The following is a 26,031-nucleotide window of genomic DNA, read 5'->3' as shown; positions in this document are numbered from 1 at the left end:
TGGGTCGTTGACAGGGTGAGCCGAGGAAAGGACCGCCATGCCGCTGTTGAAGCGACTCACCGCCCTCGCGGGCGCCGCGGCCGCCGCGAGCAAGTACGCGCGCAAACATCCGGACAAGGTGGACCGCTGGGCCGCCAAGGCAGGCCAGTTCGTCGACCGGCGCACCCACGGCAAGTACCACGACCGCATCGGCTCGCTGGTCCGCCGGGTCCAGGACTCCGCCCACGGCCGCCGCGCCCACTGACCCACCCCGCCCTCCCCCAGACCGGATGCCCCGGCCGGACCCGCCCCTTGTCCGGCCGGGGCATCGCCACGCCCGGCCCCGACCACCGCAGGCCTTCGCTCCCATCAGTCGCTCGCCCTAGCGTCACCGCAGCGCGCACGACTACCGCAGCTCTCACCTTTCGCCCCATAGGGCGTCACTCGACTCCGCCCCCGACCACAACGCGCACCACCACCGCAGGTCTCACCATTCGCTCCACCACGGCGTCACCCGCAACGGCCACCGCAGCTATCACCACTTACAGCCGGGCCGTCCCTCCACCCACGGTGTCAAGGCTCCCAGCCGGAAGCGCGCTCCGCGTCAGCCCGGTGGTAGTTCGTCGATGATGTCCGCGAGGGTGATCCAGTCCGGGGTGGCGGGCGCGTCCTCGTCCAGCGGCACGACCGGGAGGCGCCACCAGTCGCCGTGCGGGTGCCGCTCCGGGGGGCCCGAGATGACGCCGATGCCCACGAACTGGGGGTTTCCCGAGCGGAAGTCGCACATCCCGAAGGTGACGACCGTGCCGGGCTCTGGCCAGGTTTCCATCGCTCCCCCGCGTGCGCTGCTCCGTCCATACTGACACACCCCTCACCCGGTCGGCGCAGTGAGCGGGTGTCCACGGTGTCCACAAAGTCTGAAATCGGTTGGTGAATCCCTTCCGGAAACCGAGGGTCATCGGGTGTCCTGCCTGCTGCTTCGCCGAATAACGTCGGCTCGCCGGTTTTGCCGGGAACCCTGGTGCACCGGTCCGGGGCGGCAGCGTCCCGGTCCCTGCTGAACGGAGAGGTAGATGCGCAAAACCATAGGCATCGCAGGCGCCGCTGCCTGCCTGGCCGCGGGCCTGGCGGTGAGCCTGCCCGCGGGGGCGGCTCCGCAGGCGCTCGTGCCCGCGCTCGAACGCGACCTCGGGCTGACGACCGCGCAGGTCCACGAGTTGCTGAGCCGGGAGGACGCCGCCCGCGCGCTCGTTCCCGCCGTGTCGGAGGCGGCGGGAACGGCGTTCGGCGGCGCGTGGCTCGACCGCGGCACGCTGCGGGTCGGCGTCACCGATCCCGCGCTGGTCAACGAGGTGACCGCCGCGGGCGGCACGGCGGCCATCGTCGAGCACTCGGCGGACGCGCTGAACGCGGTGAAGTCGGCGCTGGACGCGAAGGCCGAGACCGCCCCCGAGGAGATCACCGGGTGGTACGTCGACGTGCCGTCGAACACCGTCGTGGTGAAGACGCTGTCCGACACGCAGGCCGTGCAGTCCTTTGTGGATGGCCTGACCCCCGTTCGGGTGACCGTGGTGGAGTCCCGGCCGCGTCTCTACACCGACGTGATCGGCGGCGACGCGTACTACATCAACGAGTCCGGCCGGTGCTCGGTCGGGTTCGCGGTGGAGGGCGGGTTCGTCACCGCGGGCCACTGCGGCGAGCCGGGCGCCACCATCACCGGCGTCGACAAGACGGAGATGGGCGTGGTCGAGGACTCGTCCTTCCCCGACAACGACTACGCCTGGGTGAGCGTCGTCGACTCGTGGACGCCCAGCCCCGTCGTCAACGGCTACGGCCACGGCGACGTGACCGTCACCGGCTCCGAGGCCGCGGCGGTGGGCGCGAGCATCTGCCGCTCCGGCTCGACGACCGGCTGGCAGTGCGGCACCGTGGAGGCGCTGGACGAGACCGTCCAGTACGCCGAGGGCACCGTCAGCGGCCTCACCAGGACCGACGCCTGCGCCGAGCCCGGCGACTCCGGCGGCTCGTGGGTCAGCGGCACGCAGGGCCAGGGCGTCACCTCCGGCGGTTCGGGTGACTGCGCCAGCGGCGGGACGACGTTCTTCCAGCCGCTCGGCGAGATCCTCGAGACCTACGGGCTGACCCTCGTCACGGGGTAGCGCGGACCGTGGGGCCCGCCTCGTCCCGGGGCGGGCCCCCGCCGTGTTCTCGTACAGTCGGTGCCATGGGGCGCGACGCTGACATCCGGGTCGGGACGACGGACCGCGAGCGGGCCGTGGCGGCGCTGTCGGACCACCTCGCCGAGGGGCGGATCGACATCGGCGAGTACGAGACCCGCTGCGCCGCGGCCACCGCCGCCCGCACCCGGGGCGACCTGCGCGCCGTCTTCGCCGACCTGCCCGCGCCGCACCCGCGGTTCGACCCGCCCGCGCCATCGCCCGAGCCGGTCCGGCCCGCGCCGCCGACGGTGAAGCAGCGGAACACCAGCCTGGTGATCGGCGGGTTCCTGGTGGCCGGGATCGGACTGATCGTCGCGGTGGCCGCGGTGACGAACTCGTGGTGGGCGCTGGCCCCGGCCCTGGTCGTCGCCGCGGTCCTGGTGATGGTCGTCTCCTGAGTCAGCCGACCAGGTCGCGCAGGCGGGCCAGCAGGTCCGCGCGGCTCGCCGCGCCCAGGCGCGAGCGCATGCGCGCCATGTGGTGCTCCACCGTCTTCGCCGAGATGAACAGCCGGTCGCCGATCTGCCGGTAGGTCATGCCCGCCAGGACCAGGCCCGCCACCTGCAGTTCGCGTTCGCTGAGCCGGGCGGGCTCGCCCGCGGCGTCCGGGGCGGGCGTCGTCGCGGGCCCCTGCAGGCCGCGGGCGCACTCCAGGAGTCCGACCATGGCGCCGCGGTCGTGGGTGCGGATCGCCGCCTGGCCTGCCAGCCGCGCGCCGTCCCAGCGCAGTCCCGCCGCGTGCAGGCCGCGGGCGGCGGACTCCACGGCGGCGCGGTCGACGTCGCCGGCGACCACCCGCAGCCACACCTGGGCCGCGGCGGCGATGGCGGCGGTCGCCGGTCCGGCGCCTGCCGTCGCGCGCAGGGCGTCGGCGTGCCGGGCGGCGGCGTCGGGGCGCTCGGCGAGGAGTTCGGCGTGCAGGGCGTGCCAGTGCGGCATCGTCGTCCACAGTGGAGGTTCACCGAGGTCGGCCAGCAGCGACCGGGCCGCGGCCAGGTGCGGGGCGATGCGGTCGCACTCGCCGAGCCGGGCCGCGGCGACGGCCAGCTCGCCCAGCGGCAGCAGGGTGAACAGGTCGACCGGCTGGCGGGCGACGGCCGCGCACGCGCGGTCCCAGCAGCGGCGCAGCGCGCCGAGGTCGCTGCCCCGGCGGGCCAGGCCGACCGCGAGGCCAGCGGCGAACACCGCGTCGCGGCCGGTGGGCTCGCCCTCCATGGCAGCGGTGGCGGTGGCGTCGTCCCCGGCCATCATGGCCGCCCAGCCGCGCAGCAGCCGGTGCCGGGCGGCCAGCGGCGCGCCGCCGACCCGGGCGGCGATGGCGCGGTCGAGCACGGGCACGGCGGCGGCGGGATCACCGCAGTGCAGCGCCATGAGCGCGGCGATGGCGGCCGGGCTGTCCGGCAGGAGCGCGCCCGCGCCGACCGGCTCCAGCGCCTCGGCGGCGTGCACCACAGTGGACAGAGCGGGGCCGGACAGCGAGTCGATGACGCCGCGCGCGGTGGCCGTCACCGCGCCCGCGAACACGGTGGGCGGGGCGTTCTCGGCCTCCTTGAGCGCGACGCGCGCCTCGTCGGGCCTGCCAGCGCCGACGTAGCCGATGGCGGCGAACGCGGCGGCGACGGCGGTGCCGCTCCACCGGTACAGCTCGGCGCTGCGGGCCAGTTGGCCACGGTGGGCGAGGGCGGCGCCCGCGACCGCGGCTGCCCGGGCGCGCGCGTCATCGGGGCCGTGGGCGATCAGCGCGTCCGCGCGGCGCAGGGCGGCGGCCGGGCGGCCCGCGCGGGCCTCGGCCTCGGCCCACCCCGCCTGGTCGACGTCGTGGCCCGCGGCGGCGGCGGCCGCGTACAGCCGCACGGCCGCCTCGGGCGCGCACTCCTCGGCAGCGGCGGCGAACAGCTCGGCGACGGCCGGGCCGGACGCGCCCGCGTCGAGCAGCGCTGTCGCGGTGGCCGCCACCGGCCCGCCCGCGGCGAGCCGGGCCGAGGCCAGCGCGGCGAACACGGCGGCGCGCTCCTCGGCGGGCACCAGCGCCCGCACGGCCGTCGCGGCGATGGGCAACAGGGCGCCGTCGGCCGCGGTCAGCCCGCCAGCCCGCACCTCGGCGACGACCTCGGCGGTCGGCCGGTCGAGCAGGCCCGGGGGCAGGTCGGCGACCCCGGCCGCCGCGGCGACCAGCACCCGCCGGGCGTCGGCGTCGAGCCGGTCGACGTCGAACCGGAACTCCTCGACGGCCGCGGCGTCGACGGTCTTGCTCAGGCGGGCGGCGTCCGGGCTCGTGTCTGCGGTCGTGCCTGCGGCGTGCGCCCTCGTGGTCAGGTGTGCCGCGTCCGCGGTCGAGGGCAGGCGGACGGCGTCCGTGCTGGGCGAGTGGGCGGTTTCCGCCGTCGCGGCCCGGCGGGTGGCGTCTGCGGTCGTGGTCGGGTGGGTTGTGGTCGAGTGGGCGGTGTCCGTGAGCGTGGGCGGGTGGGGGGCGTCGGTGGGCGTGGTCAGGTGGGCGGCGAGGCGGTGGACGAGGCCCGGGACGCCGCCGGTGAGCCGGTGGACGTCGGCGGCGGCCCGCGGGTCGGCGCCGGTGAGCCGCAGGCACGCGCGCAGCCGCTCGACGTCGAACGGCCGCAGCACGATCTGTCCGCGCAGCCGGGCGAGCACGGCGGCCAGCCCGGCGGGCCGGGGCCACGGCCGTGCGGCGACGACGAGGTCGAGGCGGTCGTCGGCGGCCAGGTCGGCCAGTTCGGCCAACCCGGCGTCGCCGAGCAGGTGCGCGTCGTCGACCAGCAGCAGCCCCGACTCCGGCGCGACCCCGCGCCGGTGCCGGACCGCCCCGGGCACCTCGGCGAGCCGGTCGAGCAGCGCGGACTTGCCGTACCCGCCGGGGGCGATGACGGCCAGCCGGACCGGCCCCCGCCCCCCGGCCGCGATGTCGGCGCACAGCCGCCGCGTCGGCTCGTCCAGGATCAGGTCGGCGGGACGCAGGTGCCCCGGGATCACGTCGCCCCCCTGTCCCGCCGCCCGAACCGCCGCCGCGGCGCCACCAACGGCTTGATCTCCACAGGCGGCCGAGCAGGCGGCTCAGCGTCAACCGGCAGCCGCACAGGCGGAAACCCGGGATGCGACACCACGGTGTCCAGCGTGTCCAGCCCCCCGGGTCGCGAGGGCACGGCAGGCAGGTCCCGACGCCCCGCCGGGCCCCCAGCCTCCGCCCGAGCACCCCCCGCACCAAGCAGCGGGTCGGCAGGACCCGAGACGCCCATCCGCCCACCCCGAGCACCACCCGCCTTGACGGCAGGATCGCCCCCGTCCGACAGCGCCCCCGCACCGCCAGCGCCCCGCACCGGCCGAAACCCCGGATCGGAGCCATCCCGCAGCTCCTGGAAGGCAGGGTCGGCCCCCTCCCGCACCGGCCGAAACGCCGGGTCCGAACCCGCCAACCGATCGTGCCGATCGCCACCGGCACCCACCGGCCGAAAGCCGGGGTCGGAACCCACCGACCGGTCGGGCCGATCACCACCGGCACTCACCGGCCGAAACGCAGGGTCCGAACCCACCGACCGATTGGAACGATCGCCACCAGCACTCACCGGCCGGAAGCCGGGGTCCGAGCCATCCCGCACCGGGCGGAACGCCGGGTTTGAGCCGTCCGGGTGGCGGACCGGGGGGAAGGCCGGGTCGGAGGCGCTGGTGCGGGCGCCGGGGAGGGCGAGGCGGGGGCGGGCGGCCAGGGCGGCGCCGCGGGCGGGGAGAGTGGCGGGGTCGTCGGCGACTGTGGTGGGCATGGGGAGGGTGGCGGCTAGGGGGGCGACCAACGGCGAGCGGGCGACGCCGCCCGCGATGACCGCGCGCGCGGGCGGGTCTGCGGACAGGTACGCGCGGAACGCGTCGATCGTGCGGGTCAGGGTCGGGCGGGCCGCGTCGTCGGGGTCCAGGTCGGCTCCGGCGGTGTCCGGGAGGACGGTGTGGCCCGCGAGGTCGAAGGCGGTCGGGCCGCGGTGGAGCAGGGCGTACTCCACGCGGCGGCCGCCCAGCAGGGCGACGCCCAGGGACTGGCCGGGGGACAGCGGGGACCGGAAGTGCTCGGCCTCCGCCGCGGCCACCACCGTCGGCAGCAGCAGCGCGCCCGGGTACCCCGCCGCCGCCAGCGCGTCGCGGAAGAGGCCCCTGCGGTACGTCCCCCATTCGGGTGGATGCGTCACCGCCACCCGATCAGGTGGCGCGCCCTCGCCGTCGACAACCCGGTCGGCGATGGCGGCGATGAGGGTCGCCAACAGGTCGTGGGCGGTGTACGCCACGCCGTCCAGCAGCACGGGGACGTCGTCGCCGACGTGGTCCAGCAGGTCGGCCGCGACCGACCCGACGGGCAGGGCCAACGCGGCCGCACCCGTCACGACCTCGCCGTCCGCCACCGCCAGCAGCGGCAGGACGTCGGCGTCGACCACCACGGGCGCCCCGTCGCGCCTGCACACGGCCGCCGCGCCCCGGGTACGGCCGACGTCGACGCCGAGCACGTACGGCATGACTGGACTCCTCCGGCGGGACGCGGCCACGTGCCCCTGTTCGTACCAGGCGACGGTCCCCGCATGGCAACCCCGGGTGGCCAAGCCGTCACCCCCTAATCCCCTAACGAGTGAAACGCCCTCCCCCGTTGGTGCGTTAGGAGTAGACCGGGAGTGATCCCCGATGTGGCGGTCCGCCGGGGGCCCATAGCGTGATCACCGCTGCCCGGGCCGATGCCCCGGCCGGGCCGCAGTCCCTCCTTTCACCTCCCTCTTTGGAGCCGGTCCCCGTGATCACCCCCGACCAGACCCTGCACGACTTCGTGCTCACCCTCCTCACCGACGACGCCGCCCGCACGGCCTTCGCCGCGGACCCGGGCTCCTGCCTGTCGGCCGCGGGTCTGGACGACATCACCGCCGCCGACGTCCAGGACGTCATCCCGCTGGTCGTCGACTACGCCCCCGCTGGCCTCGACCTGACCGCGCCCACCGCGGAGGCCACCGCCATCGGCCAGCTGCAGGCCTTCGCCGAGGCCGCCGGTGAGCTGTCGGCCTCCGCCGACGGCGTCTCGGGCGCCGTCGAGGGCACCTCCGACCTGGCCTCCGGCGGCGGGGACTTCGCGGTCTCCACCGACGGCGGCGCGGGCGACTTCCGCTTCTACTCCGAGGCCGTCAACGCCGAGGGCGAGCTCGCGGCCTCCACCGACGGCGTGGCCACCGGCTTCGGCGCCGACGCGGACATGGCCGTCGCCAGCGGCGACGCCCTCCTCACCACCGCAGGCGCCGCGGGCGACTTCGCCGTCACCTCCGACTACGCCGCCGCCGCGGGCACCATCACCGCGTCGGCCGAGGGCGCCGCGGGCGCCGTCTACGGCGAGGCGGCCAGCGCCGCGTTCGCGGGCGAGTTCACCGCGACCGCCGACGGCGGCGCGGGCGGCTTCGCGCTCGGCACCGACTCCTTCTACACCGGCGGCGACGCCGCGCTGTCCACCGACGGCGCCGCGGGCGCGTTCGGCGTCGAGTCCGACCTGGCCTCCGGCGAGGGCGGCATCGCCGCCTCCACCGACGGCGTTGCCGCGGGCTTCACCAGCGCCTCCGACCTCGGCTCCCTGGGCGCCGAGACCGCGCTGAGCACCAACGGCGGCGCGGGCAGCGTGTCGGTCGACAGCGGCTTCGGCGCGGTCGGCGGCGGCGTGGCGGCCTCGGCCGACGGCGTGGGCGCGGGCTTCACCAGCGCGTCCGCCCTGGGCTCCTTCGACGCCGACACCACCGTCTCCACCGAGGGCGGCGCGGGCAGCGTCTCCCTCGACAGCGGCTTCGGCGCGGTCGGCGGCGGCCTGGCCGCCTCGACCGACGGTGTCGACGCCGGTCTGGCGCTGGACTCCGACGCGCTCGCCCTCGGCGGCGACCTGTCCGTGGGCACCGGCGGGCTCTCCGCCGCCGCGGACGTCTCGCTCGGCGGCCTGGAGCTGCCCGAGCTGGCCACCCCGCAGCTGGGCGGGCTGGACGACGTGACCGGCCTGCTGGACGCCGACGCCCTGCGCGCCGGTGACGTGACCGTCGGCACGGTCGCCAACTACGTCACCGCGGGCGGCGACCTGTCCGCGGCGAACATCGCCGACCTGGGCGGCGTGCTGCCGACCGTCACCGAGGGCCTGCCGGTCGACGTGCCCGCGCTGGACGGCCTGCCCGCCGACGTGCCGGAGCTGGGCGACCTGCCCGCCGACCTGCCGGTCGAGGTGCCCGAGCTCGCCGACCTGCCGGTCGACGTCCCGGCCGTGCCCGCCGAGCTGCCCGTCGAGGTCCCCGAGCTGGGCGACCTGCCCGTCGACCTGCCGGTCGAGCTGCCCGAGCTGCCCGTGGACCTGCCGGTGGCCAACCCGCTGCCGGAGCTGGGCTCCCTGCCGCAGACCGCGGGCGAGCTGGTCGGCGGCGAGTCGCCGCTGGGCGCCGTCACCGGCGACAACGGCCTGCTCGACGTGGGCGGCGTGACCGACACGCTGGGCCTGGACGGCTGATCGTCACCGCACCGAGGAAGCGGGGCCGGGTGATCCCGGCCCCGCTTCCGTGTTTCCGCCCACCGCTGTTTCCCCCGAGATCGCGCACACGGCACACTCGTCCGGGTGACGGCACCCTGGCTGGAGCTGTTGGACGACACGATCCGCGCCTGCGCCGAGTTCGACCGGCCCGACCTGGCGCAGCGGCTGCGCGCGCGCCGCGCCAGCCTGCTCGGGCCCGCCCGCAGAGTCGTCGTGTTCGGCTGCCCTGGCCAGGGCAAGAGCCAGCTGGTCAACGCCCTGCTGGGCGCCGCCGTCTGCGCGGTCGGCGACGACGTCACCACGGCCGTGCCCGCCGTCCTCAGGCATGCCGAGACCCCCACCGCCGCCGTGCTGGGCGCCGCGGACGCGGGCGGGCCGGTGGAGACGGCCACCGCGCGGGCCAACAAGCACCCCGAGGCCGTCGGCGCCGAGATCGGCCTGCCCCGCGCCCTGCTCGGCTCCGGCATGGAGCTCGTGGACGCGCCCCCGGTGGGCGAGCCGACCGGCAGGCGCACCGAGCTGGCGATGGCCGCGCTGGCCGAGGCCGACTGCGCGCTGCTGGTCAGCGACGCCACCGCCGCGCTCACCCCGCTGGAGCTGGACCTGCTCGGCCAGGTCGCCCGGCTGTGCCCGGCGGTCGCCGTCGTGCTGACGAAGATCGATATGGTGCCGCGCTGGCGGCACGTCGCCGAGGTCGACCGCAACCGGCTGGCGGACGCGGGCCTGGTCGCGCCGGTCGTGCCGGTGTCGTCGGTGCTGCGGTTGGCCGCGGCCAAGGCCAACGACCGGGGCCTCAACGCCGAGTCCGGGTTCACCGCGCTGGTGGAGTGCCTGCGCGCGGCGGTGCTGGCCGACCCGGCCGCGGCCGCGGGGCGGGCCGCGGCGGCGACCTGCGCGGTCGTCATCGAGGAGCTGATGGGCCCGGTGAAGGCGCGCGCCGCAGCGCTGCCGCCAGCGGTGTCGCAGGACGGCCTGGTCAAGGCGACCAAGCGCGTCGAGCAGGTGCAGCGCGACGCCGCCCGGATGCAGACCCAGCTGGCCGACGACGTGGCCGACCTCAACTCCGACGTGGAGTACGACCTGCGCGACCGCACCCGCCGCGTGCTGCGCGAGGTCGACGACTACTTCGAGGAGGCCGACCCGCTCAAGGTCTGGCCGGAGTTCAGCGACTGGATGCGCGAGACGCTGACGACGGTCGCCGAGGCCAACGCCGACTGGCTGCTGCGCCGGTTCGAGTGGATCGCCGGTCGGCTGGCCGCCGAGGTGGACGACCTGCCCGCGCTGCTGGACTCCGCGGGCGTGGACGACCTGCGCACGCCCAGGGTGGAGCCGTTCACCCCGGTGCAGAAGATGTTCGTCGGCCTGCGCGGCTCCTACAGCGGTTTACTCATGTCCGGTCTGGCGACGACGTTGGCGGGGCTGCCGCTGATCAACCCCATCTCGATCGGCGCGGGCGTGGCCTTCGGCGCGCGCAGCGTCTTCGAGGAGCGCGGCGCCCGGCTCAAGCGCCGCCAGGCGGTGGCCAAGACGGCGGCGCAGCGGCACGTGGACGACTTCTTCCTCGCGTACGGGAAGCAGACGCGGGACGCGGTCCGGCTGATCCACCGGGCCCTGCGCGACCGGCTGGACGAGGTCGCCCGCCAGGTCCGCGCCGACGCGGCCGAGTCGGCGGGCCGGGTCAAGCGCGCGGTGGAGGCCGCGAACGCCCGCCGCACCGAGCTCATCACGGGCGTGCGGCGCGACCTGACCAAGCTGGGCACCCTGCGCGGCCGCGCCGAGGCCGCCCGCAGGCCGCTGACCGTCCCGCGGGGGCTCACGGCGTGACCACGGGCATGCTCGCCGCCGTCTGGTCCCTTGTGGACACCGCACTCGCCGCCTACCGGGGCGACCCGCGCGCGACCGCGTTCCTGGAGGCGTGCCGGGCCGCGCTGTCCGGACCGCTGCGGGTGGCGGCCGTCGGCGCGGCCGGGTCGGGCCGCTCGACGCTGCTGGACGCCATCGTCGGCGAGCCGTTCACCGCCCGCGCGTCCCGGCTGGTGGTGGACTGGCCGGGCGCGGTCGAGCTGATCGACGGCGACGGCGACCACGACGCGGCGCTGGTCCTGCTGCCGCGTCCGGCCGCCCCGTTCCCGGACGCGCTGGACCCGGTGGCGTCCATCGCGGTCCTCTCCCGCGCGGACGAGCTGGGCGGGGGCCGGGTGGACGCGATGGTGTCGGCCCGCCAGCTGGCCCGCAGGCACGCCCGGGGCGAGCTGGGCGCGCTCTGCCAGGACGTCGTCGCGGTGTCCGGCCTGACGGCGCTGGCGTCGGCCACGATGACCGCCGAGGAGGACGCCACGCTGCGCGCGCTGGCGGGGCTCCCGCGCGCGGAGCTGGAGCCCGCGCTGCTGTCGGTGGACCGCTTCACCGGCTCGGCGCTGCCCGTGCCCGCCGCCGAGCGCGTGGCCCTGGTCGAACGCCTGGGCCTGTTCGGCGTCCGCCTGGCCCTGTCGGCGGCGCGTCGGTCGGCGGACCCGCGGGCGGAGCTGTCCCGCGCCAGCGGCGTCGGCGAGATCCGCACGGCCGTCGCCGAGTGCTTCGCCGACCGCGCCGACACCCTCCGCGCCCGCTCGGCCCTGACCGCCGTCGACTCCCTCGTCCGCGCCGATCCCCGCCCCGGCATGGCCGCCGAGGTCGAACGCGTCACGGCCGGGGCGCACGAACTCCGCGAACTCCGCCTCCTGGCCTCCCTCCGCTCGGGCCGAGTCTCCCTGGACGACCTGGGCGACGACGCGGTGACGGAAGCCCGCTACCTCCTGGGCGCAGCAGGCCCCAACCGCCTCGCCTGCACCGACGACCCCTACACCGCCCTCCTCCGCTGGCGAGCCCGAGCCCTCGACACCACCCTCCCCGACGCACAACGCCGAGCGGCAGGCATCATCGCCCGCACCTGCGCCGCCCTCGCCACCCGCTGAGCCACCGGCACCGCTCTCCGGATGGGAGGGGGGTCGCTCAGGGTTCGGTGGCGAGGCGAATCGGGCGACGCTGAACCGTCGGCCCGACCGGAATGGCCCACCGTCGCACCAGCCGCCCACTGCCCAAGCCACCTGGGCGACGGCCGCAGGCAGCAACCAGCCAGGATGGCGGTCCTTGCCCAGGGGAGCCACCGTCCTCGCACCTACCCGGCGGCTCCAACGCCCCGCGAGCCAACACAGGCACCTATACCACGACTGCGAGGCCTGACCTGGAGAGACGAGTGCGAGGCCTAGCCCTGCGACATGAGTGCGAGGTGCAGGGCGCGACTCCCGCCGCGAGCTGCCGCCCAAAGCCTCAGCCGGGAGACCAGCGGGAGGACCCAAACCCGCACCCACCCCGGGGCCGAGGGCCGAGGGCCGAGGGCCGGGAGCCGGGAGCCGGGAGCCGGGAGCCACAGCCACAGCCACAGCCACAGCCACAGCCCGCCACACGGACACCCGGCCCCACCTACACCGCTGCCGGAAATCCGCTCGCCCCGCGCACACCGACCCGCCTAACGTCGCGGGCGTGGTCGACCCGTACGCACAGCCCCGCCCACCCGGGGGCGAACCCCCGGTGGTCAGTCTATCGGAATCGTCACTCCGGTTTCAAGACGTTTTCGACGCCCCCGACCCCCTCTACGCCCACTCCAGGCTCGCCGCCATCTACGACGTGGTCGAAGGGGAGCGGGATGACCTCGGCACCTACCTCGACATCGTCGACGAGTTCGGGGCCGAGTTCGTGCTCGACGTCGGGTGTGGCACCGGGAGTCTGGCCGTGTTGCTCGCCGAGAGCGGGCGGACCGTCGTGGGGGTCGATCCGGCGGAGGCGTCCCTGGCGGTCGCGCGCGCGAAGCACAGCGGTGTCACCTGGGTGCACGGCGACGCCACGGTCGTGGGGGCGCTCGGGGTCGATCTCGCGACCATGACCGCCAACGTCGCGCAGGTCTTCCGGACCGACGCGGCCTGGGAGGCCACGCTCGCGGGCATCCGCGCCGCGCTGCGGCCGGGTGGGCATCTCGTGTTCGAGACGCGCAGGCCCGAGTGCCGGGCGTGGGAGCAGTGGGACGGCGTGACGACCGTCGACGTGCCGGGGATCGGCCGGGTCGAGCACCGGCGCGAGGTCACCGAGGTGCGCCTGCCGCTCGTGTCGTTCCGGGAGACCTTCCGGTTCGCCGACGGCGCGGTCGTCGCCTCGGAGTCGACGCTGCGGTTCCGGGACCGGGACGAGATCGAGGCGAGTCTGGTCGCGACGGGCTATGACCTGGTGGACGTGCGCGACGCCGCCGACCGGCCCGGGCGGGAGTTCGTCGTCATCGCACAGCGGCGCTGACCCAGTCCAGGTAGGCGGGGCTGCCGCCCACCACCGGCAGGGCGATCACCTCGGGCACGTCGTAGTCGTGGTGCTCGGTGATGAACGCCGTCAGCGGCTCCACCTGCTCCAGCGTCGTCTTCAGCCAGCACTGGTGCTCGGTGTCGTCCTGCACCGCGCCCTCCCAGCGGTAGATGCTGCGGATCGGCCCGACGAGCTGCGCGCACGCGGCCAGGCCCCGGGTGACGGCCGCGCGGCCCAGGTCGGCGGCGGCGTCCGCGGTGGCCGTTGTGGTGATCACTACGACGTGGGTCACGAGCCGACCGTACCCGAGCGGGATACGGTCGCCTGGTGGAGAACGAGCTGTTCGGGCGGCCGGGCCGGTACGCGATGCGCGTGGACGTCCCGGCCAGGGGCGCGCGGCTCGACCTCGACGGGCTCGGCGGCGACCTGTGCTGGTACGGCCTGGCCTGGCTGTGGCGGCTGCGCATCCTCATCGGCAGGCTCTTCGGCGAGCGCCTGCGCCTGCACCGGCCGGACGCCGTCACCGTGGGCTCCACAGTGGACTGGTGGACCGTCGCCAGCGTGGACGACACCCACCTCGTGCTCCACACCGACCAGTGGTTCACCGGCGAGGCGTGGCTGGGCTACCGCATCGAGGACGGCGTGCTCACCCAGGTCGGCGCGCTGCGGCCCAACGGCGTGATCGGGCGCGTGTACTGGTGGGCCGTCTACCCGATCCACTTCGTGGTGTTCCGGGTCATGGCGCGCAGGCAGGCGCGTCGGTCACGCTGACCAGCTCGAACGCCCGCACGGCGGCGGGGACGACGGCCGAGCAGGTCAACGGGGTGTCCGAGCGGTGGAAGACCGCCCGCACCCGCACGGTCGGGCCGTCGAAGCGCACGTCCCACGTCTCGTGCCCGACCCGGCGCACGGCGCGCGGCGGGAACGACGCCAGCGCCCGGTCACCGGACCGCGCGCGCAGGAAGTGCTGCGCTGCCTGCGCGGGCGCGGGGTGGATCGACCGGCCGCGCAGCAGCGACGGCTCGACCATGCCCTGGTCGTGGGTGTCGGCGAGGGCCCGGGCGTTCAGCGCGGTGACGTCGCCGTAGTACAGCCCGTCGGGCAGCACGACGACGTTGCCAGCGAACCGGTCGCCGCCCACGTGCGAGCACTCCCACACCTGTCCCGGCCGGGCCGCCGACAACGCCGCGGCGGCGGGACGGCCGCGGATCGCGCAGCAGGAGTCGTGTCCGCCGTGCGCGCACACCAGGTACACCGGCAGCGGGTCGGGCTCCCCTGACCCGGGCTCCAGCCGGGTCAGCGACCGCGGGTCGGTGAAGGACGTCCAGCGCAGCGTGCCCGCCACCGAGTCCGCCCAGCCCCAGCGGCGCGGCCCGTCGCCGGTGCGGCCGGGGCGGCGGATCAGCAGGAGCCGGGCGCCGAGCGCGGCGGCCCGCTCGACCAGCGCCGCGCGGACGGACGCCGGGAGCGCGGATTCGGGCACGGCCTGCGGCCCCCACGGCCCCGGCTGCTCGACCAGCAGCCAGGCGCGCACCGGCGGCGCGGTCGCCACCAGCGGGTCGCCGCGCCGGAGCCTGCCGTCGGCACAGCGCTCGCGGGTCATTCAGCGACCACCACGACGCCTTCCCTGAGCAGCCTGCGCACGAGGACGACCTGGTCGGCCGCGGGCAGCCCGGGCAGGTCGCCGATCACGCGCCTGCCGTCGAGCAGCGCGGCCAGCGCCGGTGCGGTCGAGGCGGGCAGGTCCAGCCGGTCGCCGGGGATCTCCAGCCACACGCGCTCGTCGCCGACGCTCATCCGGTGCCGCAGGCCGGGCCGGACCACGACGGCCGTGCCGACGTCGGCGGTCGTCGCGGCCGCCGCCTGCGCCAGCGGGGCGAGCGGGGCGGGACGGGCGCCCGACCAGACCCGCTCGCGCAGCAGCCGGGCGACGTCGCGCGGGTCGACCTCGCGCACCGCCTTGACCAGCGCGTCGACGACGCCGTCGACGTCCAGCTGATCAGGGGAGGCCGCGTCCACGCCCAGCGGCAGGGAGGCGCGCAGGTCGGCGTTCTCGCCCGCGAGTGCCAGCAGCGTCTCGGCGACGGCGTACCGGGTCAGGACGTGCACACCGACCGTCAGGTGGGCGGACACCTCGCCCAGCGCGCGGGCCGAGTGCAGGTAGCCGCGCGGCAGGTACAGGGCGTCGCCGGGGTTGAGGGTGGCCTCGATAGCGGGCGTCTCCCGCGCCCGCCTGGCCACGGCGTCGGCGTGGCGGTCCCACGGCTGGCTGCGCAGCGGGTCGCGGTGGACGGGCTCGTGGACCAGCCAGTGCTTGCGCCCCGCCACTTGCAGCACGAACACGTCGTGGACGTCGTAGTGCGCGCTGAAGCCCTGCGACGACGGCGGCGTGATGTAGGCGTTGACCTGGGCGGGATGGCCCAGATCGGCGCTGAGCGCGCCAGCGAAGTCGATCAGCGGCGGCCACAGCCGGTGCAGGCCCTGCAGGACGATCGTCGAGCCCTCGGCGAACAGCCGGGCCACCCGCTCGTCGTGCACCTGGTCGCCGATCTCCGCGCCGACCCCGCCGCCGCCGGTGAACTGCCCGGAGCCGACCACGGAGCCGTTCCGCGCCATCCGGATGAACGGCGTGCGCAGCCCGCGCCGGGACAGCAGCTCGTCGACGTCGGCGAGGGTGAGCAGGTCGGCGAAGTCCGAGACGCCCGGGCTCAGCAGCGGCTCCCGGCCCCACACGCGCTCGGCGAACTCGGCGGGCGGGACGCCGACGCACCGGCGCAGCGCGTCCCGCCCGACCGCCACGCCGGGGACCACCGGCATCAGTGGTCGGCGCGCGGGTTGTACCCGCCGCCGCCGAGCGAACCACCACCACCGGACGCGCCGTAGCCGCCGAGGCCCTCGCGGCCCTCGCTGTCGGCCGCGCCGTCCGCGCCACCGTCCGCGCCACCGTCCTGCAGGCTGTCTCGGCCCGCCGACCCGTCGGCCCCGCCGTCCTGCGTCGCGGGCGACCCACCGGCGCCGTGGTCGGCCACGCCGCCCGCGCCGGAGTCCGCGCCGCCGTCGGCGCCCCCGTCGCCGCCCGTGCCGCCGTCGGCCGTGCCGTCGGCGCCGCCGTCATGGCCGCCCGGGTTCCCGGTCGCGCCGTGGTCGGCCGTGCCCGGTCCACCCGCGCCCAGATGCCCGCTGCGGATGTCGTCGTCTTCCAAAGACATGGTGCCTCCCCGATTGACTGTCGAACGCCCCACCCAGATACCCCCGTTCGGGTTCGCACATGCGCGGGATCGATTGCGACTCACCCGTTCCGGGAGGCGTTTGCCTCGCTCCTCCGGGTGGTAGGTCGGGACTAGGAGCATTGGGAGGCGGTCATGGGCGAACTGCTCGACGGGCGCTACCGACTCGACGGGGTCATCGGTCGAGGCGGGATGGCGGACGTGCACCGGGCCACCGACGTCCGCCTCAACCGGGCGGTCGCGGTGAAGCTGTTCCACAGCGCCACCGAGCGTTCCACACTGGAGGCCCGGCTGCTCGCCGGGCTGAGCCATCCGGGCCTGGTGCGGGTGTACGACGCGGCCCCGGAGAACGATCGGCCGTATCTGGTCATGCAGCTCGTCGACGGCCCCACCCTGCGTCGGTGCCTCGACACGACCGGAGCGCTGGACCTGCGGTTCACCGCGCGCCTGGGCACCCGTCTCGCCGACGCGCTCGCCTACGTGCACGCGCACGGCGTGGTGCACCGGGACATGAAGCCCGCGAACGTCCTGCTCGACCGGGACGGCACCTGCTTCCTCACCGACTTCGGCATCGCCAGGGCGATGGGCTCGGCGCGGCTCACCAGCGCGGGCCACTGCATCGGCACCGCCGCCTACCTCGCGCCCGAGCAGCTGCGCGGGGAGAACGTCGGCCCCGCCGCCGACATCTACTCCCTCGGCCTCGTCCTGCTGGAGTGCCTGACCGGCAGCCCGGAGTACGACGGCTCGGACCTGGAGGCCGCCGTGGCGCGGCTGTCGCGCCCGCCGCGCCTGCCCGCGTGGCTGCCGCCGGTCTGGACCGCGACGCTGGCCGCGATGACCGCCCGTGATCCGCAGCACCGCCCCTCGGCGGCCGACTGCGCCCAACGCCTGGCCGCCGCGACCGTGCTCGGCACGCGCAGGGCCCCGGTGCGCCCGCCCTGGCGGCGCGCCGTGGAGACCCAGCGCATGCAGCCCGCCGCTGTCGGGTACTGAAGTTCAGCCCTCGGTGATCCCGCGCGACGCGTTGATCAGCCTTAGGGTTGGCCCCAGACAGCTACGGGTGTGAGGAGACGCGGTGCGGCCCTGGCCTGGTTCCCCCTATCCGCTCGGCGCCACCTATGACGGCGCGGGCACCAATTTCGCCCTGTTCTCCGAGGTAGCCACCCGCGTGGACCTGTGCCTGATCGACGACGACGGCGGCGAGGAGCGCATCCGGCTGCCGGAGATGGACGGCTACGTCTGGCACGGCTACCTGCCCGGGGTGCTGCCCGGCCAGCGCTACGGCTACCGGGTGACCGGCCCGCACGAGCCGGAGAACGGCAGGCGCTGCAACCCGAACAAGCTCCTGCTCGACCCCTACGCCAAGGCGGTCACCGGCACCGTCGACTGGGACGAGTCGGTGTTCGGCTACCAGTTCGACGCCCCCGACCAGCGCAACGACGCCGACTCCGCGGCGCACACGGTGAAGAGCGTGGTGATCAACCCGTTCTTCGACTGGGCCAACGACCGGCCGCCTCGGCACCCGTACAACGAGACCGTCATCTACGAGGCGCACGTGCGCGGGCTGACGATGCGCCACCCGGAGGTGCCCGAGGCGATGCGCGGGACGTACTCCGGGCTCGCCCACCCCGCGGTCGTCGAGCACCTGACGAAGCTGGGCGTGACCGCCATCGAGCTGATGCCCGTGCACCAGTTCCTGCACGACCACCGCCTGACCGAGCGCGGCCTGCGCAACTACTGGGGCTACAACACCATCGCGTTCTTCGCCCCCCACGACGGCTACGCGGCCAACACCGCGCAGGGCGCGCAGGTGCAGGAGTTCAAGGCGATGGTCCGCACCCTGCACGAGGCCGACATCGAGGTCATCCTCGACGTCGTCTACAACCACACCGCGGAGGGCAACCACCTCGGCCCGACGCTGTCCATGCGGGGCATCGACAACGAGGCGTACTACCGGCTGGAGAAGGACGCCCGCTACTACACCGACTACACCGGCACCGGGAACTCGCTCAACGCCCGCAACCCGCACACCCTGCAGCTGATCATGGACTCGCTGCGGTACTGGGTGACGGAGATGCGGGTGGACGGCTTCCGCTTCGACCTCGCCGCGACCCTGGCCCGCGAGTTCTACGACGTGGACCGGCTGTCGGCGTTCTTCGACATCATCCAGCAGGACCCGGTGATCAGCCAGGTCAAGCTGATCGCCGAGCCGTGGGACGTCGGGCCCGGCGGCTACCAGGTCGGCAACTTCCCTCCCCTGTGGACGGAGTGGAACGGGCAGTACCGCGACACGGTGCGCGACTTCTGGCGCGGCGAGCCCGCCACGCTGGGCGAGTTCGCCTCGCGCATCACCGGCTCGTCGGACCTCTACCAGGACGACGGCCGCCGCCCGTTCGCCTCGATCAACTTCGTCACCGCGCACGACGGCTTCACCCTCAACGACCTCGTGTCCTACAACGACAAGCACAACGAGGCCAACGGCGAGGGCGGCCGCGACGGGCACTCCGACAACCGCTCGTGGAACTGCGGCGCCGAGGGCCCGACCGAGGACGAGAAGATCAACGACCTGCGCGCGCGGCAGCGCCGCAACATGATCGCCACGATGGCGCTGTCCCAGGGCGTGCCGATGCTGCTGCACGGCGACGAGATCGGCCGCACGCAGGGCGGCAACAACAACGCCTACTGCCAGGACAACGAGATCTCCTGGGTGGACTGGTCGCTGGCCGAGGACAACGCCGACCTGCTGGAGTTCACCAGCGGGGTGATCGCGCTGCGGCACGCGCACCCGGTGTTCCGCCGCCGCCGGTTCTTCGCCGGGCGGCCGATCCGCCGCGGCGACGAGCTGCGCGACATCGCCTGGTTCACCCCGTCCGGGCAGGAGATGACCGACGAGGACTGGGAGTCCGGGTTCGGCCGCTGCATCGTCACCTTCCTCAACGGCGAGGGCATCCCGGACATGGACCAGCGCGGCGAGCGGGTCACCGACGACTCGTTCCTGCTGTGCTTCAACGCCCACCACGAGGACATCGAGGCGACCGTCCCGGACGGGGAGTACGGCGCGGAGTGGGAGGTCGTGGTGGACACCGCCACCGGCGAGGTCTCGCCGCGCAACCCGGACCGGTACGCGGGCGGCGGGACGCTGACCCTGCCACCGCGCTCGCTGATCGTGCTGCGGCGGGTGAAGCCGTGACGCCGCGATCCACCTACCGGGTGCAGCTGCGGCCCGGTTTCGGCTTCGCCGAGGCCGCGGACCTGGTGGACTACCTGGCCGAGCTGGGCGTCGACGCGCTCTACACCTCCCCCGTGCTGGCCGCGGCGCCCGGCTCGACGCACGGCTACGACGTGGTGGACCCCACCCGGGCGAACCCGGAGCTGGGCGGCGAGGAGGGCAGGCTGGCGCTGGTGGCGCGGCTGCGCGCGGCCGGGCTGCGCATGGTCGTGGACATCGTGCCCAACCACATGTCCGTCGAGGCGCCGTCGGCGAACCCGTGGTGGTGGGACGTGCTGACCCACGGGCCGGACTCGCGGTACGCGCGGTACTTCGACATCGAGTCCTTCCCCGTGATGATCCCGGTGCTCGGCTCGGCCGACGACGAGCTGACCATCGAGGACGGCCAGCTGCGCTACCACGAGCACGCGTTCCCCATCGCGCCCGGGACCGAGGGCGGGACGGCCGCGGAGGTGCACGCCCGCCAGCACTACCGGGTCGTGGACTGGCGGCGCGCGTCGGCGGAGCTGAACTACCGCCGGTTCTTCGACATCACCACGCTGGCCGCGGTGCGCGTGGAGGACCCGGAGGTCTTCGAGGCCACGCACGCGGAGATCCTGCGCTGGGTGGCCGACGGCGACGTGGTCGGCCTGCGGGTGGACCACCCGGACGGGCTGACCGACCCCGGCGGGTACGCCGCCCGGCTGGCCGAGCGGGCGGGCTGCTGGATCGTGCTGGAGAAGATCCTGGAGGCCGACGAGGAGCTGCCGCCCTGGCCGGTCGCGGGCACGACGGGCTACGACGCCCTGCGCGAGGTGTGCGGGGTGTTCGTCGACCCGTCTGGCGAGGCGCCGATCACCGCGCTGGCGCTGGAGCAGGGCGTGGAGACCGACTTCGCCGCGGTGCGCGCCGAGTGCAGGCGGCTGATCACCCGGTCGTCGCTGGCCGCCGAGGTCCGCCGGATCGCCGAGTGCGCGCCCGGCGTCGAGCGGCGGGCCGTCGCCGAGCTGCTGGTGCACTTCCCGGTGTACCGGTCGTACCTGCCGGAGGGGGCCGACCACTGGGCGGCCGCGGTGGAGGCGGCCCGGGAGGCGAACCCGGACCTGGCCGAGGACCTCGCGGCGATCGACAAGCGGGTGCGCGCCGAGCCGACCGGCGAGCTGGCGGCGCGCATCCAGCAGACCTCCGGCATGGTGGTCGCCAAGGGCACCGAGGACACCGCCTTCTACCGCTACACCCGGTTCGCCGCGCTGACCGAGGTCGGCGGCGCGCCCGAGCGCTTCGGCGTCTCCGTGGGCGAGTTCCACGAGGCCCAGGCCCGCCGGGAGGCGCGGCACCCGGCGGCGATGACGACGCTGTCCACCCACGACACGAAGCGCTCCGAGGACGTGCGCGCCCGGCTGGCCGTGCTGTCGGAGATCCCCGACGAGTGGGCATCGGCGGTGCGGGCGTGGACCCGCACGCACGGGCTGCCGGAGGAGACCCTGAACCTGCTGGCCTGGCAGACGCTGGTCGGGGCGTGGCCGATCTCGGCGAAGCGGCTGACCGACTACCTGCTCAAGGCCGCCCGCGAGGCCAAGGTGGCCACCAGCTGGACCGACCCGGACCCGGAGTTCGAGGCCGCGATCACCGCATGGCCCGACCAGGTGCTCGGCGACGCCGCGCTGATGGCGCGGGTGCGGGCGCTGGTCGACCGGATCACCCCGGCGGGCTGGTCCAACGCGCTGGGCCAGAAGCTGCTGCAGCTGGCCGGGCCGGGCGTGCCGGACGTCTACCAGGGCACCGAGCTGTGGGACCTGTCCCTTGTGGACCCCGACAACCGCAGGCCGGTCGACTACGCCGAGCGCAGGAGGCTGCTGGACCGGCTCGCCGACGGCTGGGTCCCGCCCGTGGACGCCACCGGCGCGGCGAAGCTGCACGTCGTGCGGACCGTGCTGCGGCTGCGCCGGGACCGCCCCGAGCTGTTCACCGGGTACCGCCCCGTGCCCGCCGACGACCACCTGGTCGCCTTCGAGCGCAACGGCCTGATCGCCGTCGCCACTCGGCTGCCCTTGTCCGCGCCCGACGAGCTGCGGCTCGACCTGACCGGGCGCTGGACCGACGCGCTGACCGGCCGCCGGTTCACCGGGGCGCTGTCCGGATACCCCGTGGCCCTGCTGGTGGAGGAATGATGGACGCCGAGGTCTTCACCGTGTGGGCGCCCGAGGCCGAGCGGGTGCGCCTGGCCATCGGCGAGACCAGCCACGAGATGGCCAGGGTCGGCGGCGGCTGGTGGCGGGCGGAGGTGCCCGGCTGCGGCGCGGGCACCGACTACGCCTTCCAGCTGGACGATGACGACACCCACCTGCCCGACCCGCGCTCGCAGTGGCAGCCCGAGGGCGTGCACGGCCCGTCGCGGCGCTACGAGCACCGCGCGTTCCCCTGGACGGACGCGGGCTGGACCGGGCGCGCGCTGCCCGGCTCGGTGATCTACGAGCTGCACATCGGCACGTTCACCGAGGAGGGCACGTTCAACCGCGCGATCGAGCACCTGGACCACCTCGTCGACCTTGGCGTCGACCTGGTGGAGGTGCTGCCGGTCAACGCCTTCGACGGCGACGCGGGCTGGGGCTACGACGGCGTGCTGTGGGGCGCGGTGCACCAGCCCTACGGCGGCCCGGACGCGTTCAAGCGGTTCGTCGACGCCTGCCACGCGCGCGGGCTCGGCGTGGTGCTCGACGTCGTCTACAACCACCTCGGCCCGTCCGGGGCGTACCTGGACCGCTTCGGGCCGTACTTCAAGGGCGAGACGATCTGGGGGCCGTCGCTGAACCTGGACGGCCCCGGCTCCGACGAGGTGCGCCGCTACGTCATCGACAACGCGATGACCTGGTTCCGCGAGTTCCATGTGGACGGTCTGCGGCTGGACGCCGTGCACGCGCTGCACGACGAGCGCGCCACGCACCTGCTGGAGGAGCTGGCCGCCGAGACCGACGCGCTGTCGACCGCGCTGGGCAGGCCGCTGACCCTGATCGCCGAGTCCGACCTCAACGACCCCAAGCACACCCGCCCCCGCGCCGCGGGCGGCTTCGGCCTGCACGCGCAGTGGTGCGACGACGTCCACCACGCCCTGCACGTCGCCCTGACCGGCGAGACGGTCGGGTACTACGCCGACTTCGACGGCGCGCTCAAGCAGACCCTGGAGAACGCGTTCTTCCACGCGGGCACGTGGTCGTCGTTCCGCGAGCGCACCCACGGGCGCCCGCTGGACCGGACCGTCACCCCGGGGCACCGGTTCGTGGTGTGCCTGCAGAACCACGACCAGATCGGCAACCGCGCCGTCGGCGACCGGCTGACCGCGACGATCTCCCCCGCGCGCCTGCTGTGCGGGGCGGCGCTGCTGCTGTGCTCGCCGTACACGCCGATGCTGTTCATGGGCGAGGAGTGGGCGGCGACGACGCCGTGGCAGTTCTTCGCCTCGTTCCCGGACCCCGACCTGGCCGAGGCGGTCCGCACCGGCCGCAGGCGCGAGTTCGCCGCGCACGGCTGGGGCGCTGGCGACATCCCGGACCCGGTCGACCCCGCGACGGTCCTGCGCTCCACCCTGCACTGGGGCGAACTGGCCGACCCCGACCACCGGGCGGTCTACGACACGTACAAGGCGCTGATCGCCCTGCGCAAGGCGCACCCCGCGCTGAGCGACCCCCGGCTGGACCGGTTCACGGTGGAGGTCGCCGACGGCCTGGTCACCCTGCACCGCGGCCCGCTGCGGGTGCTCGCGAACCTCGGCAAGTCACCCGCCGCGGTGCCCGGCGAGATCCTGCTGGCCGCGCCGGGCGTGTCCGGTGAGCTGCCGCCGGACACCTTCGCCGTGGTCAGCGCACCGTCCGCCGGTAGCTGACGGTGCGGTTGGGGCCGGGCATGGCGAACTTGCGCACCAGGTACACCAGCGCGGTCCCGATCAGCAGCCACACGATGGCGGCGGCGCCGTAGTTGAACAGGACGGCGGCCTTCTCCGAGTCGGGGTTGAACAGCCCGTCGAAGCCGAGCGAGACAGCGCCAGCGAAGCCGCTGATGAACTCGGCGAAACCGTTGTCCGGGTTGGCCTCGGCGAGCACGAGGACGATGTGGATCGCCAACACCACCGCGAACAGCGCCGTGACGAACCGGATGACCGAGTTGACCACCCGGACGGCGCGCACCCGCCCGGCGTAGCTGTCCTCGGTCCGCTCGTGCACGACCTCCTCGCTGGGGTAGGCCGGGTCGTATCTGGTGGGGGGATCGGGTTCGGCGGTCATGACTCGATGGTGACACCCCGACCCCCACCTCGCCGGACAAGCTCAGGCGGGCGCCGGGAACATCTTGTCCAGCCGCTCCAGGGTGGCGCGGATGCTCTTGAGGTTCTTCCCCGGGAACCGCACCCACTCCAACAGCAACCCGATGCGCGCGGTGGACCAGTCGAAGGTCTCGGTCACCTCGGTGCGCCCGTCCCCGAGATCCTTGAGCTGCCACCGCCACCGGTGCCCGTAGAAGTGCCGCCACGCGATGAGCCGGCCCTCCTCGAACTCGACCACGGTGTTGCGGATCTTGTAGGGCAGCCCCATCTTCATGTCCATCCCGAACCGATCCCCCAACTTCAGCCGCCGCCCCTCCTCCCCCACAGCCGCAACCACCGTCCCGGACCCATCGATCACCGGATGTTTCGCCGGATCGGCAAGCAGATCGAAGATCACTCCGGGAGCCGCATTGATCACCCGCGTAGCGGAAACCTGACGCATACCCACACCCTACTCGCCAGTAACCACCCGGGTGAAGCCCAGACGAAGGCGGACACGGAGGCCGAGGGCGGAGGGTGGAGGCGGAGGGCGAGGGCGGAAGGCGAGGGGCGAGGGCGAAGGCGGAGACGGAGACGGAAGGGGAAGGGGAAGGGGAAGGGGAAGGCGGAGGCCGAAGGGGAAGGCGGAGGCCGAAGGGGAGACGGGGTGATGCAGATTGCGGCGGAAAACAGGCACTGAAGCAGCGCAACCACCCACCCCACGCAACACGCCCCACCAACACTGTCCGATGGGGTGGACCCACAAATCAACTCGCGAAGCGCGTCACCGCCCCACAACGGCTCACGCCGTCGACACGCCGGAAGACCGGACAACCACAACAGGACAGACCGACTGATCAGACCCACCAACCCCAGACCGACCAAGGCCACCAGGCAGTACCAGGGCCCACAGGCCAGCCAGGCACACCAGGCTAACCAGACCAGCCAGGCCCACCAGACCAGCCAAGCCCACCAGACCGGCCAGGCCCACCAAACCCCAGCCAAGGCCCAGCCCGCCCCGTCAAGGCGGAAGCCTCAACCCCCCACCAAATCCGCCGTCAGATGCGCCGTGTCGTTGAACGACCGCACATGCCACATAGCCCCATCCACAACAACCCGCGTGATCGACCCATTGTCGGAGCGCGAGAACGCCAGGCGGGAGGAGCCCGTCGCCAGTGACAGGACGCAGCCGATCACGCCGCTGTGGGTGAACACCGCCACCCGGCGACCGGGGTTGTCGGCGTGGATCCGGGAGATCCCGGCGCGCACCCGGGCGGCGAAGGCGTCGTCGGGCTCGGCGCCGGGGATCACGTCCCAGCGCTGTTCGGCGACCATGCGCAGGGTCAGCGGGTGCCCGGCGGCGACCTTGATGCGGAACAGGCCGCCTTCCCACTCGCCGAGATGGACCTCGCGCAGATCCGGCTCCACGCGGGCCGTCAAGCCCAGCTTGCCCAGCAAGGGCGCCGCGGTCTCCGCCGTGCGCCGCAGCGGGGTCACGTAGACCGCGTCGATGCCCGCGTCCACCAGGCGGGACGCGACGCACTCGGCCTGCGCCAGGCCGTCGGGGGCCAGTGCGGGGTCGCCCTGGCCGTCGACGAGGTCGAAGGGGACGCCCGGCACCGCGGGGGCGGACTCCCCGTGCCGGACCAGGATCATCTCGGTCGCGCCCGGAGGCACCACGAACCGCGCCTGACGGTATTCCACGGCCGTCAGCCCATCGCTTGACCCGCACTTGCGTCAAGGGACTTGATCAGCGTCACGAACGCCAGCCCGTCCTCCAGCGGCTTGCCGAAGCGCTCGTCGCCGTAGGGGAACGGGGTCTGCTCGCCGGTGACGGTGTAGCCCCGGCGCTCGTACCACGCGATCAGCTCGGCCCTGCGGTTGACGACCTTCATTCGGACCTCGGACAGCCCCCACGCCCGGAACCTCCGCTCCGCCTCGGACAGCACCGCCCGGCCGACACCCCCGCCCTGCAGTCCCGGCACGACGGCGAACATGCCGAAGTAGCCGTCCACGCCCGACAGGTGGCAGCAGGCGACCAGGCCGCCGTCGCGGAACGCCATCAGCACGACGCTCTGGGGCGCCGCGATCAGCGTCGCGATCTCCTCCGGGTCGGTGCGCTGGCCGTCGAGGAAGTCGGCCTCGGTTGTCCACCCCGCCCGGCTGGACTCCCCGCGGTAGGCGGACTCCACCAACGCGACCAGGGCGGGGATGTCGTCGATGGTTGCTGCGCGAAACTCCACGGC

Annotated in this window: 23 protein-coding genes; 12 read left to right on the top strand and 11 right to left on the bottom strand. The window is 74.6% G+C overall.

What is annotated here, in order from left to right; genetic code table 11:
• Positions 1–37 precede the first annotated feature (37 nt).
• Complete coding sequence (locus IEY98_RS10015) at positions 38–244, top strand: antitoxin (RefSeq protein WP_189209924.1); 207 nt, start codon at positions 38–40, stop codon at positions 242–244.
• Positions 245–583: 339 nt separating this feature from the next.
• Here IEY98_RS10015 and IEY98_RS10010 read toward each other — a convergent pair whose 3' ends face one another.
• Complete coding sequence (locus IEY98_RS10010) at positions 584–808, bottom strand: hypothetical protein (RefSeq protein WP_189209923.1); 225 nt, start codon at positions 806–808, stop codon at positions 584–586.
• Between the two features lie 244 nt (positions 809–1,052).
• Here IEY98_RS10010 and IEY98_RS10005 point away from each other — a divergent pair, with 244 nt between their 5' ends.
• Together IEY98_RS10005 and IEY98_RS10000 are read left to right on the top strand one after the other, a co-directional pair.
• Positions 1,053–2,138 carry a S1 family peptidase gene (locus IEY98_RS10005; RefSeq protein ID WP_189209922.1) on the top strand — a complete coding sequence of 362 codons (1,086 nt, stop codon included), beginning with the start codon at positions 1,053–1,055 and terminating at the stop codon, positions 2,136–2,138.
• Between the two features lie 65 nt (positions 2,139–2,203).
• Positions 2,204–2,596 (top strand): DUF1707 SHOCT-like domain-containing protein, encoded by a 393-nt coding sequence (locus tag IEY98_RS10000; RefSeq protein ID WP_189209921.1) that lies wholly within the window; start codon positions 2,204–2,206, stop codon positions 2,594–2,596.
• Between the two features lies 1 nt (position 2,597).
• On the opposite strand, the gene IEY98_RS09995 is transcribed toward IEY98_RS10000, so the two are convergent.
• Both IEY98_RS09995 and IEY98_RS09990 read right to left on the bottom strand, forming a co-directional pair.
• Positions 2,598–5,186 (bottom strand): helix-turn-helix transcriptional regulator, encoded by a 2,589-nt coding sequence (locus IEY98_RS09995; RefSeq protein ID WP_229786714.1) that lies wholly within the window; start codon positions 5,184–5,186, stop codon positions 2,598–2,600.
• Positions 5,183–6,709 (bottom strand): Hsp70 family protein, encoded by a 1,527-nt coding sequence (locus IEY98_RS09990; protein WP_189209920.1) that lies wholly within the window; start codon positions 6,707–6,709, stop codon positions 5,183–5,185. Before IEY98_RS09990 ends, IEY98_RS09995 begins: the two co-directional genes overlap by 4 nt.
• A 269-nt stretch (positions 6,710–6,978) precedes the next feature.
• On the opposite strand from IEY98_RS09990, the gene IEY98_RS09985 reads away from it, so the two are divergent.
• The 4 genes from IEY98_RS09985 to IEY98_RS09970 all read left to right on the top strand — a co-directional run bounded on the left by IEY98_RS09985 (position 6,979) and on the right by IEY98_RS09970 (position 13,053).
• Entirely contained in the window at positions 6,979–8,706 is a 1,728-nt protein-coding gene (locus tag IEY98_RS09985; RefSeq protein WP_189209919.1) for an IniB N-terminal domain-containing protein, read from the top strand.
• 105 nt (positions 8,707–8,811) lie between these two features.
• The gene (locus tag IEY98_RS09980; protein ID WP_189209918.1) at positions 8,812–10,551 is read left to right on the top strand and encodes a dynamin family protein; all 1,740 of its coding nucleotides are present in this window, start codon (positions 8,812–8,814) and stop codon (positions 10,549–10,551) included.
• Positions 10,548–11,681 carry a hypothetical protein gene (locus tag IEY98_RS09975; protein ID WP_229786713.1) on the top strand — a complete coding sequence of 378 codons (1,134 nt, stop codon included), beginning with the start codon at positions 10,548–10,550 and terminating at the stop codon, positions 11,679–11,681. Before IEY98_RS09980 ends, IEY98_RS09975 begins: the two co-directional genes overlap by 4 nt.
• Before the next feature lie 712 nt (positions 11,682–12,393).
• Complete coding sequence (locus IEY98_RS09970) at positions 12,394–13,053, top strand: class I SAM-dependent DNA methyltransferase (protein WP_229786712.1); 660 nt, start codon at positions 12,394–12,396, stop codon at positions 13,051–13,053.
• On the opposite strand, the gene cutA is transcribed toward IEY98_RS09970, so the two are convergent.
• Entirely contained in the window at positions 13,034–13,348 is a 315-nt protein-coding gene (gene cutA, locus IEY98_RS09965) for a divalent-cation tolerance protein CutA (RefSeq protein ID WP_189209916.1), read from the bottom strand. The two genes, IEY98_RS09970 and cutA, sit on opposite strands and share 20 nt — an antisense overlap.
• A 35-nt stretch (positions 13,349–13,383) precedes the next feature.
• On the opposite strand from cutA, the gene IEY98_RS09960 reads away from it, so the two are divergent.
• Entirely contained in the window at positions 13,384–13,827 is a 444-nt protein-coding gene (locus IEY98_RS09960) for a DUF2867 domain-containing protein (RefSeq protein WP_189209915.1), read from the top strand.
• Here the strand turns inward: IEY98_RS09960 and IEY98_RS09955 are convergent.
• From IEY98_RS09955 to IEY98_RS33065, 3 genes are read right to left on the bottom strand one after another with little or no spacing between them, the layout of a single operon-like run.
• On the bottom strand, positions 13,793–14,659 hold the full coding sequence (locus IEY98_RS09955) for a sucrase ferredoxin (protein WP_189209914.1): 867 nt from the start codon (positions 14,657–14,659) through the stop codon (positions 13,793–13,795). The two genes, IEY98_RS09960 and IEY98_RS09955, sit on opposite strands and share 35 nt — an antisense overlap.
• Positions 14,656–15,873 carry a cupin domain-containing protein gene (locus tag IEY98_RS09950; protein WP_189209913.1) on the bottom strand — a complete coding sequence of 406 codons (1,218 nt, stop codon included), beginning with the start codon at positions 15,871–15,873 and terminating at the stop codon, positions 14,656–14,658. The genes IEY98_RS09955 and IEY98_RS09950 overlap by 4 nt, the downstream gene beginning before the upstream one ends.
• On the bottom strand, positions 15,873–16,265 hold the full coding sequence (locus IEY98_RS33065) for a BatC protein (RefSeq protein ID WP_189209912.1): 393 nt from the start codon (positions 16,263–16,265) through the stop codon (positions 15,873–15,875). The genes IEY98_RS09950 and IEY98_RS33065 overlap by 1 nt, the downstream gene beginning before the upstream one ends.
• Before the next feature lie 153 nt (positions 16,266–16,418).
• Here IEY98_RS33065 and IEY98_RS09940 point away from each other — a divergent pair, with 153 nt between their 5' ends.
• From IEY98_RS09940 to treZ, 4 genes are all read left to right on the top strand, one after another.
• Entirely contained in the window at positions 16,419–17,276 is an 858-nt protein-coding gene (locus IEY98_RS09940) for a protein kinase domain-containing protein (protein WP_189209911.1), read from the top strand.
• Positions 17,277–17,358: 82 nt separating this feature from the next.
• Entirely contained in the window at positions 17,359–19,473 is a 2,115-nt protein-coding gene (glgX, locus tag IEY98_RS09935; protein ID WP_189209910.1) for a glycogen debranching protein GlgX, read from the top strand.
• Positions 19,470–21,662 (top strand): malto-oligosyltrehalose synthase, encoded by a 2,193-nt coding sequence (gene treY, locus IEY98_RS09930; RefSeq protein ID WP_189209909.1) that lies wholly within the window; start codon positions 19,470–19,472, stop codon positions 21,660–21,662. Before glgX ends, treY begins: the two co-directional genes overlap by 4 nt.
• On the top strand, positions 21,662–23,371 hold the full coding sequence (gene treZ / locus IEY98_RS09925; RefSeq protein ID WP_189209908.1) for a malto-oligosyltrehalose trehalohydrolase: 1,710 nt from the start codon (positions 21,662–21,664) through the stop codon (positions 23,369–23,371). Before treY ends, treZ begins: the two co-directional genes overlap by 1 nt.
• Here the strand turns inward: treZ and IEY98_RS09920 are convergent.
• From IEY98_RS09920 to IEY98_RS09905, 4 genes are all read right to left on the bottom strand, one after another.
• A complete protein-coding gene (locus tag IEY98_RS09920; RefSeq protein WP_189209907.1) occupies positions 23,346–23,768 on the bottom strand; it encodes a hypothetical protein in 423 nt (140 codons plus the stop codon). The genes treZ and IEY98_RS09920 overlap by 26 nt on opposite strands.
• 42 nt (positions 23,769–23,810) lie before the next feature.
• Positions 23,811–24,254 (bottom strand): SRPBCC family protein, encoded by a 444-nt coding sequence (locus IEY98_RS09915; RefSeq protein WP_189209906.1) that lies wholly within the window; start codon positions 24,252–24,254, stop codon positions 23,811–23,813.
• Positions 24,255–24,820: 566 nt separating this feature from the next.
• Positions 24,821–25,441 carry a histidine phosphatase family protein gene (locus IEY98_RS09910; protein WP_189210177.1) on the bottom strand — a complete coding sequence of 207 codons (621 nt, stop codon included), beginning with the start codon at positions 25,439–25,441 and terminating at the stop codon, positions 24,821–24,823.
• A 53-nt stretch (positions 25,442–25,494) separates the two neighbouring features.
• On the bottom strand, positions 25,495–26,028 hold the full coding sequence (locus IEY98_RS09905; protein WP_229786711.1) for a GNAT family N-acetyltransferase: 534 nt from the start codon (positions 26,026–26,028) through the stop codon (positions 25,495–25,497).
• Positions 26,029–26,031 lie beyond the last annotated feature (3 nt).

It is taken from the genome of Actinokineospora fastidiosa (assembly GCF_014648415.1).
GTDB lineage: Bacteria > Actinomycetota > Actinomycetes > Mycobacteriales > Pseudonocardiaceae > Actinokineospora > Actinokineospora fastidiosa.
The sequence above is the reverse complement of the archived record's forward strand: the minus strand, read 5'-3'. Positions and strand labels throughout refer to the sequence as shown.